15 protein-coding genes are annotated in these 15,837 nt (G+C 72.4%); 7 read left to right on the plus strand and 8 right to left on the minus strand.

Features of this window, described 5'->3' with window-relative positions; genetic code table 11:
- Nucleotides 1-30: 30 nt before the first annotated feature.
- Both OOJ91_RS24330 and OOJ91_RS24335 read left to right on the plus strand, forming a co-directional pair.
- Nucleotides 31-1,035 carry a glycosyltransferase gene (locus OOJ91_RS24330; protein ID WP_266248466.1) on the plus strand — a complete coding sequence of 335 codons (1,005 nt, stop codon included), beginning with the start codon at nucleotides 31-33 and terminating at the stop codon, nucleotides 1,033-1,035.
- Nucleotides 1,032-2,507 carry a glycoside hydrolase family 130 protein gene (locus OOJ91_RS24335; protein ID WP_266248468.1) on the plus strand — a complete coding sequence of 492 codons (1,476 nt, stop codon included), beginning with the start codon at nucleotides 1,032-1,034 and terminating at the stop codon, nucleotides 2,505-2,507. The genes OOJ91_RS24330 and OOJ91_RS24335 overlap by 4 nt, the downstream gene beginning before the upstream one ends.
- A gap of 56 nt (nucleotides 2,508-2,563) precedes the next feature.
- Here the strand turns inward: OOJ91_RS24335 and OOJ91_RS24340 are convergent, their stop codons facing one another.
- Together OOJ91_RS24340 and OOJ91_RS24345 are read right to left on the minus strand one after the other, a co-directional pair.
- Nucleotides 2,564-3,364: an RNA polymerase sigma factor SigF gene (locus tag OOJ91_RS24340; RefSeq protein ID WP_266248470.1), complete on the minus strand. Its 801-nt coding sequence runs from the start codon at nucleotides 3,362-3,364 to the stop codon at nucleotides 2,564-2,566.
- A 230-nt stretch (nucleotides 3,365-3,594) separates the two neighbouring features.
- Nucleotides 3,595-4,590, minus strand: coding sequence for an ice-binding family protein (locus tag OOJ91_RS24345; protein ID WP_266248471.1), 996 nt, complete (start codon nucleotides 4,588-4,590; stop codon nucleotides 3,595-3,597).
- Between the two features lie 273 nt (nucleotides 4,591-4,863).
- On the opposite strand from OOJ91_RS24345, the gene OOJ91_RS24350 reads away from it, so the two are divergent.
- Nucleotides 4,864-6,078 carry a PP2C family protein-serine/threonine phosphatase gene (locus OOJ91_RS24350; RefSeq protein WP_266248473.1) on the plus strand — a complete coding sequence of 405 codons (1,215 nt, stop codon included), beginning with the start codon at nucleotides 4,864-4,866 and terminating at the stop codon, nucleotides 6,076-6,078.
- A 68-nt stretch (nucleotides 6,079-6,146) separates the two neighbouring features.
- Nucleotides 6,147-7,214: a DUF2855 family protein gene (locus OOJ91_RS24355; RefSeq protein WP_266248475.1), complete on the plus strand. Its 1,068-nt coding sequence runs from the start codon at nucleotides 6,147-6,149 to the stop codon at nucleotides 7,212-7,214.
- 8 nt (nucleotides 7,215-7,222) lie between these two features.
- Here the strand turns inward: OOJ91_RS24355 and OOJ91_RS24360 are convergent, their stop codons facing one another.
- The 6 genes from OOJ91_RS24360 to OOJ91_RS24385 all read right to left on the minus strand — a co-directional run bounded on the left by OOJ91_RS24360 (nucleotide 7,223) and on the right by OOJ91_RS24385 (nucleotide 12,803).
- Entirely contained in the window at nucleotides 7,223-8,023 is an 801-nt protein-coding gene (locus OOJ91_RS24360; protein ID WP_266248476.1) for an SDR family NAD(P)-dependent oxidoreductase, read from the minus strand.
- A 105-nt stretch (nucleotides 8,024-8,128) separates the two neighbouring features.
- Nucleotides 8,129-9,784, minus strand: coding sequence for a serine/threonine-protein kinase (locus OOJ91_RS24365; protein ID WP_266248478.1), 1,656 nt, complete (start codon nucleotides 9,782-9,784; stop codon nucleotides 8,129-8,131).
- Nucleotides 9,785-9,904: 120 nt separating this feature from the next.
- Nucleotides 9,905-10,633 carry an anti-sigma factor gene (locus OOJ91_RS24370; RefSeq protein WP_266248479.1) on the minus strand — a complete coding sequence of 243 codons (729 nt, stop codon included), beginning with the start codon at nucleotides 10,631-10,633 and terminating at the stop codon, nucleotides 9,905-9,907.
- Complete coding sequence (sigK, locus tag OOJ91_RS24375) at nucleotides 10,630-11,244, minus strand: ECF RNA polymerase sigma factor SigK (protein WP_266248480.1); 615 nt, start codon at nucleotides 11,242-11,244, stop codon at nucleotides 10,630-10,632. The genes OOJ91_RS24370 and sigK overlap by 4 nt, the downstream gene beginning before the upstream one ends.
- Before the next feature lie 66 nt (nucleotides 11,245-11,310).
- Nucleotides 11,311-12,000 carry a class F sortase gene (locus OOJ91_RS24380; protein WP_266248481.1) on the minus strand — a complete coding sequence of 230 codons (690 nt, stop codon included), beginning with the start codon at nucleotides 11,998-12,000 and terminating at the stop codon, nucleotides 11,311-11,313.
- 14 nt (nucleotides 12,001-12,014) lie between these two features.
- Complete coding sequence (locus tag OOJ91_RS24385; protein ID WP_266248483.1) at nucleotides 12,015-12,803, minus strand: hypothetical protein; 789 nt, start codon at nucleotides 12,801-12,803, stop codon at nucleotides 12,015-12,017.
- Nucleotides 12,804-13,101: 298 nt separating this feature from the next.
- On the opposite strand from OOJ91_RS24385, the gene OOJ91_RS24390 reads away from it, so the two are divergent.
- From OOJ91_RS24390 to OOJ91_RS24400, 3 genes are all read left to right on the plus strand, one after another.
- Nucleotides 13,102-13,284: a hypothetical protein gene (locus OOJ91_RS24390; RefSeq protein WP_266248485.1), complete on the plus strand. Its 183-nt coding sequence runs from the start codon at nucleotides 13,102-13,104 to the stop codon at nucleotides 13,282-13,284.
- Nucleotides 13,285-13,366: 82 nt separating this feature from the next.
- Nucleotides 13,367-15,190 (plus strand): sigma-70 family RNA polymerase sigma factor, encoded by a 1,824-nt coding sequence (locus tag OOJ91_RS24395; RefSeq protein ID WP_266248486.1) that lies wholly within the window; start codon nucleotides 13,367-13,369, stop codon nucleotides 15,188-15,190.
- Nucleotides 15,191-15,228: 38 nt separating this feature from the next.
- Entirely contained in the window at nucleotides 15,229-15,837 is a 609-nt protein-coding gene (locus OOJ91_RS24400; protein ID WP_266248487.1) for a DUF305 domain-containing protein, read from the plus strand.

The following is a 15,837-nucleotide window of genomic DNA, read 5'->3' on the forward strand; positions in this document are numbered from 1 at the left end:
CGCTCCCGGGCAACCTCCAGCAGGCGGTGGGTGACCGCGCCCCCGCCGAGCTTCGCGCACCTGGCCCGGCTGAGCGACGACACAGGCCTGTTCGAGCACGCCCGCCACGCCATCGTCCGGCGCGAGCACGGCTACTGCACCGACGACGTGGCCCGTGGCCTGGTGGTTCTCTGCCGCGAGCCCGAGCCGACGGCGGAGCTCCTGCGGCTCGCGGAGCGCTACCTCGCGTTCCTGACCCACGCCCAGGACGACGCCGGCGCCTTCCACAACCGGCTAGGGCACGACCGGCGCTGGACCGACGAGCCCGGCCTCGGCGACTGGTGGGGCCGAGCGCTGTGGGGGCTGGGCACGGCAGTCGCCCGCAGTCCCGCCGCCTGGGTACGGGAGGAGGCTCTTGTCGCCTTCAGTCGCGGGGCGACGCGGCGATCCCCTGCGCCGCACGCGATGGCCTTCGCCGGGCTCGGCGCGGCCGAGGTGCTGCGTCGCCATCCGGGCCACGTGACCGCGGCGACGTTGCTGGCGGACGCGGCCAACGCCGTCGGCGCACCGGACACCGACGCGCGGTGGCCCTGGCCGCAGCAGCGGTTGACCTACGCCAACGCGGCCCTCGCCGAGGTCGTCATCGTCGCCAGTCAGCTGCGCCACGGTGGCCCGCCCCTCGACGACGGCCTGCGGATGCTGGCCTGGCTGCGTGACGTGCAAACCCGCGACGGGCGGCTGTCGGTCGTACCCGCCGCCGGGTGGCGACGCGGCGCCGTGCGCTTCCACCACGACCAGCAGCCGATCGAGGTCGCGGCCCTCGCGGACGCCTGCGCCACGGCCGCCACGGTGACCGGCGACCCGGCCTGGGACGACGGGCTACGGCAGGCGATCGGCTGGTTCCTCGGTGACAACGATCTCGGCGCGCCGATGTGGGACCCGAGCACCGGTGGCGGATACGACGGGCTGACCGCCCACGGCCCCAACCTCAACCAGGGCGCCGAATCGACCCTCGCGCTCATCGCCACGCTCCAGCACGCCCGGCGGTGGTCGTGACCGACGTCCTGGCCGTCCGCCAGGACGTCACCCTCACCCCCGACCCCCGCCGGGTCGTCGTCAAGCTCTTCGTCCCGGGTGAGGACGCTGCGGTGGTACGCACCCGCGCTGGGGCGCTCATCGAGCGTGTCGCGGGCCTCGACGAGAAGGAGACCGACCGGCTGCTGCGGGACACGCTGGACCGCTTCGGCACCCGGCACCGCGACCTCGCGGCGACGTTCCAGCACCACTACGACCTCGTGCGGCACCGCGCCGCACGCGCCCCGGACCTCTCACCCGCCAGCCGGCTCCTGGTCGGCGCCTACTTCAGTCACGAGTACGCGGTCGAGGCCGCCGCCCTGTGCAACCCGTCGATGGTCGCCCACCCCGACCAGAGCCGGTTGGGCGCCGGGCAGCTGCGCGTCGCGGTCAGCCTCCGCCAGATCGGCGAGGGTCACCTGTCGTCCATCGGATTCGCCAGCGCCGTTCTCGGACCGGGGCGCCAGCTCACCGTCACCGACCGTGGCGGCCCGCTGGTCGTCGGCCAGCGGACCGGAGTACGGCACCGCCGGGATCTGCTCGTGGCCGGTCTGGCCGAGAAGGACTGCGACAACGAGGTCACCGCCACGGTGCTGGACGCGCTGCCCGACCGGTACGACGAGGCGACCTTCGAGCGGGTGCTCGGTGGTCTGCCGCCGGATCTGCTCTCCCGCAGCACCGGGCTGGACACGCTGGAACACCTGCGGCGCACCAACGTCGGCAGCTACGCCACCGCCTTTCCCGCCGAGTCGGTTCTGCACGAACGCGTGCTCTGGCCGGCCACCCCGGCGGAGAGCAACGGCATGGAGGACGCCCGGTTCGTCCGGTTCACCGACGGGTCGGAGCCGGTGTACCGGGCCACCTACACGGCCTACGACGGCCGGAGCATCGCCACCCGGGCACTTGTCAGCCCCGATCTGTGCCACTTCGAGATGACTCCGATGCGCGGGCCGGGGGTCCGCAACAAGGGGGTCGCGCTGTTTCCGCGTACCGTCGGCGGTCGGCACCTGGCCCTCTGCCGTGCCGACGGCGAGACCATCGGTCTGACCGTGCTGGACACGGCCAACCGCTGGCAGCCACCGGTCCCGCTGCACGCTCCTCGGGACAGCTGGGAGCTGATCCAGGTCGGCAACTGCGGATCTCCCATCGAGACCGAGGCGGGCTGGCTCGTGCTCACCCACGGTGTCGGCCCGATGCGTCGGTACGCGATCGGTGCGCTCCTGCTCGACCTGCACCGACCGGAACGGGTGGTCGCGCGCCTCCCCGGCGTGCTCCTGTCCCCCGAGGGATCGGACCGGGACGGCTACGTGCCGAACGTCGTCTACTCCTGCGGCGGGCTCGTCCACGACGGTGAGCTGTGGCTGCCGTACGGCGCCAGCGACGCCAGGGTCGGCTTCGCCACCGTGCCGATGGCCGCGCTGCTCGCCGCGATGGTGGACGCCCGACGAGACTGAGCAGGCCGACGGGCCGACGCGGCAGTCGGGCTGCGGGGCCGGGGCGGTCGGGTGGATCAGGCGAAGTCCGCGGCGAGGTGCCCGCGCAGCGTGGCAAGCGCCCGGGTGATCAGCCGGGAGACGTGCATCTGGGAGACGCCGATCTGCTCGGCGATCTGGGCCTGGGTCAGGTTGCCGTGGAACCGCAGGCTGAGTATCCGTCGTTCGCGTTCCGGCAGTGTGGCGAGCGCCGGACCGAGGGCGACGCGGAGGTCGACGAGGTCGAACTCGTGGTCGTGCTCCCCGAGGGTGTCGCCCAGCTCCATGCCCCCGTCGATGCCCATCGGAGTGGACAGTGAGGTCGCCCGGTACGCGCGGGCCCCCTCCAGCCCCTCCAGCACGGTCTCCTCGGAGACGTCGAGATAGGTCGCGATGTCGGCCACCGTGGGCGAGCGGCCGAGGGTGTGCGTAAGCGTGCTGTTGGCGGCGGTGATCGAGAGCCGGAGTTCCTGGAGGCGGCGCGGCACCCGCACCGCCCAGGTGCGGTCCCGGAAGTATCGCTTGATCTCGCCGACGATCGTGGGGATGGCGTACCCGCTGAAGTCGACACCCCGTGTGGCGTCGAAGTGGTCGACGGCCTTGATGAGGCCGACCATGGCGGTCTGCGTCAGATCCTCGTCGGGGGCGCCGCGGCCCGAGTAGCGGCGGGCCAGATGGCGGGCGAGCGGCAACCACGCCTCGATGGCGCGCTCCCGCAGAGCCGGTCGGCGCGGGTCGTCGGCGGGGGTGGTGGCCAGCTCGACGATCAGTTCGTCGGTGCCGGCGGTGCTCCGTCGGCCGAAGGCGGTGCCGGTGGTGGGTTCGACAGTCGTGACCATGGGCTGGTCCTCTCCGCGCATGCCCGTCGACCAGGGCGACCGGACGAATCCGATGCGCTGTCGGCAGGACCACAACCACGGGCCTCGCCGCCGCGTCATGTCGTTCAGGTGCTGGCGCGCACGTTACCCGAAAGTGCGAAGTATTACTAGCCGAAAGTATGAGATTAGGCAGCTCGGTGGGTTCGGAGGGGTGCCCCGGCGGCCGGTCACCCGGCCGCCGGGGCGCCTCGTCAGGACTCGAGCTGTCGGCGTCGGCGCACAAGCAGCAGCAGGGCTGCGCCGCTGGCGACGGCGATGCTGCCGACAGCGCTCAGGGCGGGCAGCAGGCCGCTGCCACCCCGACCGCCGGTGACGGGCAGCTCGGTGCGGGTGGGAGTCACCGTCGGCTGGCCGGTAGGTGTCCCGGTGGGCTGGCCCGTCGGCGTCCCGGTCGGCGTACCGGTCGGTGTGCTGGTGGGCGTGCCGGTCGGCTGGCCGGTCGGGGTCCCCGTCGGCTGGAGGCAGACGGGCGCATTGATGGTGTTGGTGTCGAGGGTGACCGCACCGGTCTGTGCCAGGGCGCGGCCCTGGAGGGTGGCGCCGGTGTTCATGGTGATCGAGGTCTGGGCCAGGATGTTGCCCATGAAGCGGGTGCCGGTGCCGATCGTGGCCGAGCTGCTCACCTGCCAGTAGACGTTGCAGGGTGTGGCGCCGTTGATGAACAACACGCTGCTGTTCGAGGCGGTGACGAGTGTGGAGTTGATCTGGAAGATGAACACCGCCGCCGGGTCGTTCTGGCTGTTGAGCGTCAGCGTGCCGGTCAGCTGTGCGGCGCCGATCCGGTAGACCCCCGGAGTCAGCGTGGTGCCGCCCAGTTCGGCGGGCAGGTTGGTGAACGGCGTCCGGCCGGCGGCGTCGTTGTACGCCGTGGTCAGGTCGTTCTTGGCCTGCAGCGCCACGGCGTCGCCCAGGTGGGTCTCCCCGCCAACGACTCCTGGCGGAAAGCCGGGAGCGGCGTTGCCGGGGCTGACACCCAGGCTCTGCGCGAGGAAGCTCGGCCCGGTGTTGGTGGCCGTGGAGCCGGCCAGCACGGAGAAGTTCGCCGCCGTCCCGAGGTTGACCGGCGCCTCGGCCGCGCTCGCGCCGGTGCTGCTCAAGATGAGTACGGCGACGGCTGCGCCGCCGGCGGCGACGGCCGTCAACGCGGACATGACCGCGCGAGGTCGGCGCAATAATGTGCTTGTCACGATGTGCCCTTTCACGAATGTGTCTCACCGGACGCCGGTCGGGTCGGCGGTTGAGCGGCCGCCCCGAGCCGCAGATGGACGTATCGGACTTTTGCATAACTAAGCGATAAAGTTTGCATAACGGTCAACATCGCTTCAATAGTCGTATTTCTTCGCCTCGCCGGCACCCGTGCCCCGAAGCGACAGCAGGGAGTCCCTCGTCTCGCCGGGCCCTCGTGCATTGGCCAGTTGGCCGCCGGGCTTCTACGGTGGTGACGACACGGGAGGTGGAGCTTGGTCGACGCCGGCGATGCGGCGCGTTGGCTGCAGCTCAACGCACCCCGGGGCGGCCCGGACGAGTTGTCGCTCCTGGTCGCCCGGGCCGCGCCGGCAGTTGGTGCCACCGAGATCGTGATCTATCTGGCCGACTACACCCAGTCCTGCCTCGTGCCCCTGCTGGCCGCGGGTCTCGCCCGGGACGAGCTGACGATCGAGACGACCCTGGCCGGTCGGGCGTTCACCACCCTCGACGTGCAGCGTGCCGCCGACAACCCGGACCGGCTCTGGGTGCCCCTGCTGCTCGGCTGCGAGCGGCTGGGCGTGCTTGAGGTCGTGTCACCGGCCGCCGGTGACCCCGAGTTGGACGGGCCGGCCTGGGAGTTGGCGGTCAACGTCGCCCAGGTCCTGGTGAACCGCCGGCTCTACGGCGATGTCATCGAGCGGATGCGGCGACGTCAGCCGATGCAGGTCGCCGCCGAGATCGTGTGGGGGCTGCTGCCGCCGCTGACCTTCGCGACCGACGACCTGGTGATCACCGCGATCCTCGAACCGTGCTACGACGTCGGCGGCGACATCTTCGACTACGCGCTGAACGGCGACGTGCTCAGCCTCGGGCTCTTCGACACCTGCGGGCACGGCATCAAGGCGAGCACCCTGGCCTCGCTCGTGGTCAGCGCGTACCGCAACGCCCGCCGGTCCGGCCTCGATCTCGTCGACACCGCCATCAGCATCGACAGGTGGGTGCGCTCCGAGCACCCGAGCTACTTCGCGACGGCGCTGCTCGCCGAGCTGGACCGGCGCACCGGTCGGCTCCGGATCATCAACGCGGGCCACCCCGGTGCCATGCTGCTGCGCGACGGCAAGGCCATCCGGGAGCTGCCGGGGCCGACCGCGCTGCCGCTCGGCCTGGGTCACCTGACCGAGGCGCGACCCCAGGTGTACGAGGAGGAGCTGCACCCCGGCGACCGCATCCTCGCCTACACCGACGGCATCACCGACGCGAAGAGCGACGACGGGGAGCGGTTCGGGCTGGACCGGCTCGTCGACTTCGTCAACCGTGCCCTCAACGACGGGCTGCCCAGCCCGGAGACGATGCGCCGCCTGGTGCGCGCCGTCCTCGCGTACCAGGACGAGCAGCTCGACGACGACGCCACGGCCCTCTTCCTTGAGTGGCAGCCTCCGCACCTGCCGCTGGGGCACCTGCGGCACGTCAGCACGTCCCAGCCCTGACCGTCGAGTGGGATTTTGCACTCCCAGTGCACTTGTCTCCGGTATGCGAGGCTGTCTAGCGTCAGGCCATGGCTGACTCGTGGACCTTCGCCGTGGCCCGTGCAGACCTGCGCCACACCACCCTCGCCGACGCCGAGGCGCCCGCGCTGCCCGACGGCGCGGCGCTGCTGCGCGTCGACCGCGTCGGCCTCACCGCCAACAACGTGACCTACGCGGTGCTCGGCGAGGCGATGCGCTACTGGGAGTTCTTTCCGCCCGGTCCCCGTGGGCTCGGGCCACAGTGGGGGCTTCCGCCGCTGTGGGGCTTCGCCGACGTGGTCGCCTCCACAGTTGCCGGGGTCGAGGTCGGCCAACGCGTCTACGGTTACCTGCCTCCCGCCGGCCACCTGGTGGTCCGACCGGACCGGGTGGACGCGTCCGGGTTCCGCGACGCGAGCCCACACCGGGCCGAGCTGCCCTCGCCGTACAACGCGTACCGGTCGACCACCGCAGACCCGGCGTACCAGGTCGGGCAGGAGGATCTGCTGATCCTGTTCCGGCCCCTGTTCTTCACCTCGTTCATGCTTGCCGACCAGGTCGTCGACAACGACTTCTACGGCGCGCGGTCGATCGTGCTGTCGTCGGCGTCGAGCAAGACCGCGTACGCCGCCGCAGCCGAACTGCACGGTCGCGGCCCGCGACTGGTCGGGCTCACCTCACCCGGCAACGTCGCCTTCACGCGGTCCCTCGGCTGCTACGACGACGTCCTCGCGTACGACGACATCGCCGCCCTCGACGCGGTCCCGACCGTCTACCTCGACCTGTCCGGCGCACCAGCGACCCGGGCCGCGCTGCGCGGTCACCTCGGCGAACGGCTCGTCCGGGACATCGCCGTCGGGCTCACCAACCAGACACCGAACGCGGACGCCGCCGGGGAGGTCTTCTTCGCGCCGGTGCAGATGCGCAAGCGCAGCCGGGACTGGGGCCGCGACGGGCTCGACAGGCGGTTCACCGACGCCTGGCAGCGGTTCGTCCCAGCGGCGAGCGGCTGGGTCGACGTGCGGGTCGGCAACGGTCCCGAGGCCCTGCGAGACGCGTGGCTCGACGTCCTCGCCGGTCGTACGCCGCCGCACCTGGGCCACGTCGTGCAGTTCTGAGCCGGCCGTTACGGGACGATCGCGTCCACGTAGCCGCCGTCGACCCGGACCGCCGCGCCCGTCGTCGCGGAGGCGAGCGGCGAGGCGAGGTACGTGACCATGTTGGCGATCTCCTCGGGCTCGATCAGCCGCTGGAGCAGCGACTGCGGCCGGTGCTGCCGCATGAACTCCCGCTGCGCCTCCTCCCACGGCAGGCTGTCGCCGACGAGTTCGGCCACGAAGTCCTCCACGCCCCCGGTGTGGGTCGGCCCGGCCAGCACCGAGTTGACTGTCACGCCGGTGCCGGCGGCGGCCTTCGCGAACCCGCGCGAGACGCCGAGCAGGGCCGTCTTCGAGACGCCATAGTGGATCATCTCGGCCGGGATGACGACAGCCGAGTCACTGGCGATGTACTGCACCCGACCCCAACCGCGTTCCATCATCCCGGGCAGGTAGGCGCGGGTCAGCCGGACGCCGGCCAGCACGTTCACCTCGAAGTAGCGACGCCACTCGTCGTCAGTGATCTCCAGCGCCGGAGTGGGGCCGAAGACGCCGAGGTTGTTGACCAGGATGTCGATGCTGGGCAGGAGGTCGAGCACGCGAGCCGTACCGTCGTCGGTCGACACGTCGGCGTCCACCTCGACGACCTCGGCGCCGGGGACCTCGCCGCGCAGCGCCGTGGCCGCGCGCTCGACCGATCCGGCGGTACGGCCGTTCACGGCCACCCGGGCCCCCGCTCGGGCGAGCCCGACCGTGATGGCGGCGCCGATTCCCTGGGTGGAGCCGGTCACCAGCGCGGTCCTGCCGGCGAGATCGATCTGAACCGTCATGTCTGTCCTGTCCGTTCGCACCACACCGAACCCGCGTCGGGGGACGGTTTCCGCAGTCTCGACCGTAGCGGTGCTGACTGGACCCGGCAGGGTGGGTCGAGCAGATCACGTTCCACCCTGGTCGAGGCCGACGCCCGCGAAGGCGAGTCGCTGCCAGGGGGTGTCCAGCGCCCACCGGCTGTCCGGCGTGAGCCAGGTCAGGCTGTGGGCGCGGGTGGCAGTGTCGTTGACGAGCAGCCGCCGCACGTGCATCCGCTGCCCGTCGACGAGGTCGAAGGTGTACTCCCACTCGGCGGCGGCGCCACGGGGCCGGATGACCGGACCGATGCTGATCTTCTGGTATCCAGGCACCGCGCCGGAGCGTCTCAGGTCGCCCTCGGCGGCCTGCCACAGTGTCGACGGCACGGGGTCGGCCTCGGCGGCGGGATCGACGGCTATGGCGCGCGGCTCGACGGGGTCGCGGAAGCAGACGTTCCCGCCATCGGTGTGGCGGGTCCATCCAGCCGGCACCGCCAGCCGGAAACCGGCCGGGTCGCTCACCCACTGCCAGCCATCTGGTAAGTCGCCCGGCGGGGGCGCGGTGACCGGCGGCAACGGTTCGCCGTCGCCTGCGGCGCCGTCGAGGCATAGGTGGGCGGGTGCCGCCACCTCCGCAGCGCCTGCGGCGGCGCCCCCCGGGGCGGTGGGCCCGTCTCCGTCGGGTCGACCGCCCAGGCCGCCGATCAGGGTGCCGGCGGCGATGATCACGACGGCCACGACCGTCAGCAGTCCCAGCACCGAGGCGGCGAACGCCCACCGGGTCCGGTCGGGTGCCACGACCATGCGGACGGCAGGGGCCTGCCCACCCGGAACCGCCGGGGACGACACGACGTTCTCCACCGCCGGCTGTGGGCCGGTCGGCGCCCGCCGCCTTCGGCGGGATCGCGACCTTTCGGCCGGGCCGGCGGCAGCGGTCGACGAGGCCAGGGCCTCAAGGCGGCTCCGCGCCTCCACGGCGGTCAGCCGCTGGCGGGGGTTGCGGCGGAGGAGACCGGTGACCGTCGGTTCGAGCGGACGGGCGCGCATCGGGTCGGGCGGCTCGGTGGCCAGGGCGGCAAGGGTGGCCAGGGTCGACGGCCGCGCCCACGGCTGGCGGCCCTCGGCGGCCAGGTAGAGCGTCGCGCCAAGGGACCACAGGTCGGCGGCGGGAGCAACGTTCCGGTCGCGGGCGCGCTCCGGCGCGACGTACTGGATCGTCGACAGGGCTGCCCCCGAGACCGTCGCGGGGTCGCGGCCGTCGACGATCGAGAGGCCGAACCCGTCGAGCAGGACCCGTCCGTCGTCGGCGAGCAGCACGTTGTCCGGGCGCAGCTCCCGATGAACCACACCGGCCGAGTGGGCGGCACCGAGGGCGGCGAGCACGTGCCGACCCACCCGTATCACCTCGGTGACCGCCAGGGGGCCGTCCGCCGCGACCGCCGCGGCCAGGCTCCGGCCCGGCACGTGTTCCATGACGAGCCACAGGTGACCATCGGTGCTCACCACGTCCCACATGGCCACGACACCGGGATGGTCCAGCCCGGCCAGCCCGCGGACCTCGGTGAGCGTGCGGTCCTGCAACCGCGACCGCTCCGCCCGTGCGAGCCACGCGGGCACGGCGATCTGCTTGAGCGCGACGTGCCGGTCGAGCAGCTCGTCGCGAGCCAGCCAGACGCGTGCTGGCGTCGTGGAACCGATCAGCAGGAGCCGACGGTATCGGCCGGCGAGCAGGTCGTCCTTCATGTAAGTGATTCGCAGCGGAGGCCGGCGCGGATGGGTCGGGAACTCCGGCGTTCTCACGCGGCAGGTGGCGGACAGGCCGAGGGCCGACCGAAGCCCCGTCGTCGCTCGGCCCTCGGACGGTCAGCTCAGCGTCACGAGCCCCACGATCCGGGTCGGGGCGGGAGAGCCGCCCGCCGGTTCGTTCGACACCCCGAATGTGCCGGCGGCAGCGACGGGACCGATGACCGTCGTCGACTCCCGGGCACCGGCGGTCAACAGCGCCACCGAGCGGGCCGGCTCGGCCCCCCGGACGAGCCACAGTTGATAGGCCCGTCCGGGACCGGGGTCGGGCAGGTCACGCAGCAGCACCACGCCCCGGTCACGATCGCGGGACACCACCACGGTCGCGGCACCAACTGGCGACAGCTGCTCGTCGAAGACGCGGGCGTCCGGGGCGTTCAGCACCGCGGCGACCTGCCGAGCCTGGTCGCTGCCGGCCCGCTCGTCACTGAGCCGGTCAATGCCGACAGACCAGGTGACCGCACTCGCGCCGCCGGCCACGAGGACGGCCGCGGCTGCCGCCACAGCCACCTGCCGCCACCGCCGCGCCGAAGGCCGGCCCTGGGCGCCTGCACCAGGACGCAGTTGCGGCGTCCGGGCGGCCTGTGCCAAGGTCCGCTCCCGCAGCCCCGGCGAGGGCGCCTCGATCACGGTGTCGTCGGCGAGGCGTGCGGCCGTCTCCCGCAACTCCGCGACCTCCGACCTGCACGCCTCGCACTCGGTCAGGTGCCGCTCGAACGCGGCGCCCTCCAGCTCGTCGACCGCGTCGAGGGCATACGCGCCGGCAAGGGTGTGGATGTCGCCGCTCATGCCCGCCCCTCCAGATCGATGCCCAGGCAGTCCCGCATCCGGATCAGCCCGTCCCGCATCCGCGTCTTCACCGTCGGCAACGGCGTCCCCAGCCGGTCCGCGACCTCACGGTAGGTGTGGCCGCCGTAGTAGGCCAGGGTGACCGCCTCCCGCTGCACCGGCGTCAACCGGCCCAGGCACCGACGGACCTGCTCCCGCTCCAACCGGGCGGTGACATCCTCGACCACCTCGTCGTAGGGGATGCGGTTCTCGGCCGCGGCGACGTGCGAGGCGCGGTTCGTGCGGGCCTGCTCGGAACGCACGCGGTCCACCGAACGTCGATGCGCCATGGTCAGGATCCACGCCGACGCCGAGCCGCGAGCGGCGTCGAACCTGGCGGCGGTGCGCCACACCTCGACCATCACCTCCTGAGTCACCTCCTCTGCCTGCGCCGGATCCCGCACCACCCTCCGGACCAGCCCGAGGACCCGACCCGCCACCGCGTCGTACAGGGTGGCGAACGCCGTCTCGTCGCCGCGAGCCACCCGGGACAGCAGCTCACTGGCGTCAGGTGGACTTGCGACGTCCGGCACGGAGCGCAACCGTCGCGCCTTCTCCGGGTCACCGATCATTGTCGGCAGATCCTCTCGCGGGTGCTGGTGACGGACCGCCCTGCCGTCGAGGGCGTACGCGGGGCGTCAGGCGGGATGAGCGTGAGCGAGGCGCGCGTAGACGATGACATTGTCGCGGTAGTGGTGGGTGGTGTCGTCGAACTCGCCCCCGCAGGTGATCAGACGCAGCGCCGCGTGGTCAGTGGCCCCGTACACCTCGTCGGTGGGGAACCGGTCCTTGGGGTACTGCTCGACCTTGGTCACGGTGAACATCGCGACGCTGCCGTCCCGGCGGTCGACGGTTATCCCGGCGCCGGGCGTCAACCTGCCCAGATCGAAGAACGTACCCCGGCGCCCCTTCCAGTTCACGTGCCCGGCCAGCACCGCCGGGCCGAGGGCGCCCGGCGCCGGGGCCCGGGTGAACCAGCCGACGTCGGTGGCGCTGTCGGGTACCTGCATGGCGCCGTCCGGCTGGAGCCCGAGGGCGATGGTCGCCGCAGTGGCCTTGAGCGACGGGATCGACACCCGGACCGGCGGCGAGTTGGCCATCAACGGTCCCGTGGTCAGCTCGCCCGGCCGGGTGGCCGGCGCCGGCGTGGCTTCCGCCGCGGGTGCGGCCGCCGACGTGACCGGTCGGGGTGGTTGGGACCGCTGACCTACGACGGCGGCGCCGATCGTGACGGCCGCGGTCACGGCGAGGACGCCGGCCACCGCCAGGAGCGTGAAACGCCCACGACGGTGGCCGGCCGGCAGAGGCGTGTCGCCGGTGTCCAACACGATTGCTCCCCGGCTCAGCGTTCGCCGACGACGCGGCGGCGTGCGACGACCGCACCAGCCGCGCCGAGCAGAGCGAGTCCGCCGACGGCGTACAGGGTCATCGGGGAGGTCCCGGAGGTGCTTCCGTCGCCGGTGGCCACACCCCCGGCGGGTACGGAGCCGGCTGCCGCGCCACTGACCATGCCGCACGTCGCAGGGTCGGTGGCCTCGGCCGGGATGCCGTTGACGCCGATCGACTTGGCGAACGTCGACTCGCCGAGCGCCTCCATGTCGTACTTGCCGTTGTCGTTCGCGTCGATGCCATGCTGCACGAGGTGCAGGTCCTTCAGGTGCTCGATCGTGCCGGTGGGCAGCTCGGCGGCGGGGATGGTGCGCTCGTAGCTGAGGTTGCCCCGCGCGTCGGCCTTCGGCATCCGGTCCACCGCGAGTCCGCTGGCCTTCGTTGTGTCGCCGGTGGTGGTCAGCGAGATGAAGATGTCCCCGTACATCTTCAGTCCCTCCTCGGTGCTGACGTAGCCGTTGCCGTTGGTGTCGGCCGACTTGTCCGGGCAGTGGAAGTCCATGCCGTTGGCCGCGCCGTGCACGTGCTGGGCGTGCGGTGAATTCGGCGTCATGCCCTTGGACCGGATCATGACCTTGAGGTCACCGCCGCTGGTCGCGGTCAGTGTCGCGGTTCCGGTGGCACCGGTCTCGTTGAGGTCCTGCAACTGGACCTGCACGGTCTCGTCGGCGTGCGCGACTCCCGGGAACGCGAGTACCAGCGCGGCCGCGGGCACGGTGAGCAGGGCTCGGGACAATCTCACAACAGATCTCCGTCTCCGCCGTAATGGCGTTGATGCTCAGGTGCTGTCGAGAGGGATTCGTCGCCGGTGCCCCGCCGGATTGGTGCCGGCCGGAAATGTTTCCGCGCACCGTCGGCCTGCCGCGGTGACCGCACGTCCGCATCGCCGCGCCCGGACCGTGCCCGGGGCGCTAGGCTGTGGGTGCGGGCACCGATGGCCCATCGCCGGGTCCGCCCCTCCGCCTCTCCACGGCTTCGAAGCTGCCGACGACTGAGTCGAGCGCTGCCGTGCACATCTCCTGGAGCACCTCGTGCCCGATATGACGTCCGCCCGGAACCCCTTCACCATCGAGGGGGGCAGGGTCGTCGACGACGAGCGCAGTCCGGCCGCGGACGTCAGCGCCGCGTCCATGACCCGCCTGCGTACCCCCTTCGCTGCGGAGGCCGAGGCCGACGCCCCGGCCGCCCGGCCCGACCGGTCCGAGGAGAAAACCGTAATCTGACCCCGCTGCCGCTCGTCTCCGATCACGAGGCGGGCAGCGCGCACGCGCGCTGCCCGGACCGAGCGCAGGAGGAGTGGGATCCATGTCGTCAGCCGGTCGGGCAGCACCCGATCCCGGGCTGGTCGTCGCGGCTCGACAGGGCGACCGGCGCGCTCTCGACGACGTCGTGGCGGCCTCGCTTCCGCTGGTCTACAACATCGTCGGGCGCGCGCTGCGCGGCCACGCCGACGTCGACGACGTGGTCCAGGAGACTCTCGTACGGGTGATCCGGCACCTCCCCGCGCTCAACGACCCGGCGGCGTACCGGTCCTGGCTCGTGGCGATCACCATCCGTCAGGTGCGCGACTGGGACCAGCGTCGCCGCGTCGCGCTCGACCGGGACGCCGGGCTCGACGCGATTCACAACGTGCCCGACCCGGCCTCCGACTTCGCCGGGATGACGATCCTCCGGCTCGGCCTCACCGACCAGCGACGTGAGGTGGCCGAAGCGACCCGCTGGCTCGATCCCGACGACCAGGAACTGCTCTCGCTCTGGTGGCTGGAGGAGACCGGCGAGCTGACACGTGCCGAGATCGCCGAGGCCGCGAGTCTGTCGCCGGGGCACGTCGCCGTGCGCATCCACCGGATGAAGGAGCAGATCCAGAGCGCCCGGGGCGTCGTCCGCGCGCTTCGTGCCCGTCCCGGCTGCCCGGACCTGGGCGCGGTGGCGGCCGAGTGGGACGGCACTCCCAGCCCGCTGTGGCGCAAGCGGTTGGCCCGCCACGTCCGTGACTGCGCGTTCTGTGGGCGTCTGGGCGCCGCGTTCCTGCCGATCGACCGGCTGCTCGCCGGCATGCCGCTGCTGCCGCTGCCCGCCGGCCTCAGCGCCCAGCTCCCGAGCGCGACAGTGCCCCCGGCCGCCGTACCGCATCCACCGGGCGTCGCCGAGCTTGCGGTGCACGCTCCCCGCGGCCTGGTTCCCTACCTGGCCGGGGGAGTGGTCGCCGCGGTCCTCGCGATCACCACGTTGGTGGTGGCGTTGCCTGACGATCCGGTCGCCGCGCCCTCCTGGGCCGCGCCGCCGGCACCCGCGTCGCCCACCGCCGTCGCCTCTGCCTCCGCCTCCCCGAGCCGCACGCCGTCACCGAGCGCGCGTCCCTCGTCGAAGGCCCCGGTCGCACCGGCGGTCAGTTCCGCGCGCAAGGGCGTCGGGGTGTGGAACTTCGCCGGAGCGAGCCAGGCGCTGGCCAGCTCGAAGGCCGGCTGGTACTACACCTGGGGAACCCAGCACCCGGGGATCAGCACTCCGCGCGGCGCGACGTTCGTGCCCATGATCCGCAGCGCGGAGAACGTCACCGCCGCGGAGTTGACCCGGGCCAGGGCCGCCGGGCCCTACCTGCTCACCTTCAACGAGCCGGACCTACCCGAACAGGCGAACATGACAGTCGGGCAGGCCCTGGACCTGTGGCCGCAACTGATGGCGACGGGCAGCAGGCTGGGCAGCCCGGCGGTCGCCTGGGGCGGCGCGGACCAGCAGGGTTGGCTGGACCGGTTCATGACCGGCGCCGAGGCCCGGGGTCACCGGGTGGACTTCATCACCCTGCACTGGTACGGCGCCGACTTCACGACGGCGGCGGCGGTGAACCAGCTTCGGCAGTACCTCCAGGCCGTCTACCAGCGGTACCGCAAGCCGATCTGGCTGACCGAGTTCGCGCTGATCCGCTACGACGGCGGGCGTCAACAGTTTCCCAGCCAGGAGCAGCAGGCGGCCTTCCTCACCGCGGCCACCGGCATGCTCGGCCAACTCTCCTATGTACAGCGCTACGCCTGGTTCGGCCTGCCCGCCACCGACAAGGACCGGTCCGGGCTGTTCAGTGACGGCACCAGGGCAACAGTGATCGGCCGCGCGTTCCAGGCCGCGCGTTGACCGGCCGGGCCGGCCGGGCCGGGCGGATCGTCGGCGTCGTGGTGACTCTGGCCGCGACGGCGCTGGCCGTCGGTCTGGCCCGGAATGCGGGCGGCGTCGACCCGACCGCCGCGCCTGCGTCGGCGGCTCCAACGCCTGCGTCGGCGGCTCCCGCGCCGACCTCGCCGGTGCTGCTCAACGGCACCGATGACGCCTTCATCCAGCTACTGCTTCCGATGAACGAGGGCGCGCTCGCGTTGATCGACGCGCTCGACGCCCGTCCGTCGGGCGCCGACCCCGCGCTGCGCGCCGTCCTCGGTGACATCCGGGCGGCGCACCGGGCCGAGTCGGTGGAACTGCGGGGGCTGCTGGCCGCCGGCAACAGGCCGGAACAGAACATCCATGCGGGGCATCAGATGCCCGGCATGGTCACCGACGTCGCTCTCGCCGAGCTGCGAGCCGCACCCGCTGCCGAGGTGCCCACCCGGGCGGTCGGTCTGCTCCGGGCGCACCTCGCGCAGACAGTCGTGCTGTGCCGGGGTGAGCAGACCGCCGGGGGCAGCCCGGAGGTGCGGACCCTGGCCGGCCGGATCCAGGAGGCGCGGGCCGCCGAGCTGGACGCTCTGGCACGTCAGCCCGGCGGGACCGGTGCTCCGCCGGCCAACTGA

This window comes from Micromonospora lupini, assembly GCF_026342015.1.
GTDB lineage: Bacteria > Actinomycetota > Actinomycetes > Mycobacteriales > Micromonosporaceae > Micromonospora > Micromonospora lupini_B.

Excerpts from the sequence above, each read along its gene's own strand:
- OOJ91_RS24365 (WP_266248478.1), bottom strand. The coding sequence starts at position 9,784 with ATGAAGGACGACCTGCTCGCCGGCCGATACCGTCGGCTCCTGCTGATC.
- OOJ91_RS24355 (WP_266248475.1), top strand. The coding sequence starts at position 6,147 with ATGGCTGACTCGTGGACCTTCGCCGTGGCCCGTGCAGACCTGCGCCAC.
- OOJ91_RS24360 (WP_266248476.1), bottom strand. The coding sequence starts at position 8,023 with ATGACGGTTCAGATCGATCTCGCCGGCAGGACCGCGCTGGTGACCGGC.
- sigK (WP_266248480.1), bottom strand. The coding sequence starts at position 11,244 with ATGATCGGTGACCCGGAGAAGGCGCGACGGTTGCGCTCCGTGCCGGAC.
- OOJ91_RS24395 (WP_266248486.1), top strand. The coding sequence starts at position 13,367 with ATGTCGTCAGCCGGTCGGGCAGCACCCGATCCCGGGCTGGTCGTCGCG.
- OOJ91_RS24390 (WP_266248485.1), top strand. The coding sequence starts at position 13,102 with ATGACGTCCGCCCGGAACCCCTTCACCATCGAGGGGGGCAGGGTCGTC.
- OOJ91_RS24340 (WP_266248470.1), bottom strand. The coding sequence starts at position 3,364 with ATGGTCACGACTGTCGAACCCACCACCGGCACCGCCTTCGGCCGACGG.
- OOJ91_RS24370 (WP_266248479.1), bottom strand. The coding sequence starts at position 10,633 with ATGAGCGGCGACATCCACACCCTTGCCGGCGCGTATGCCCTCGACGCG.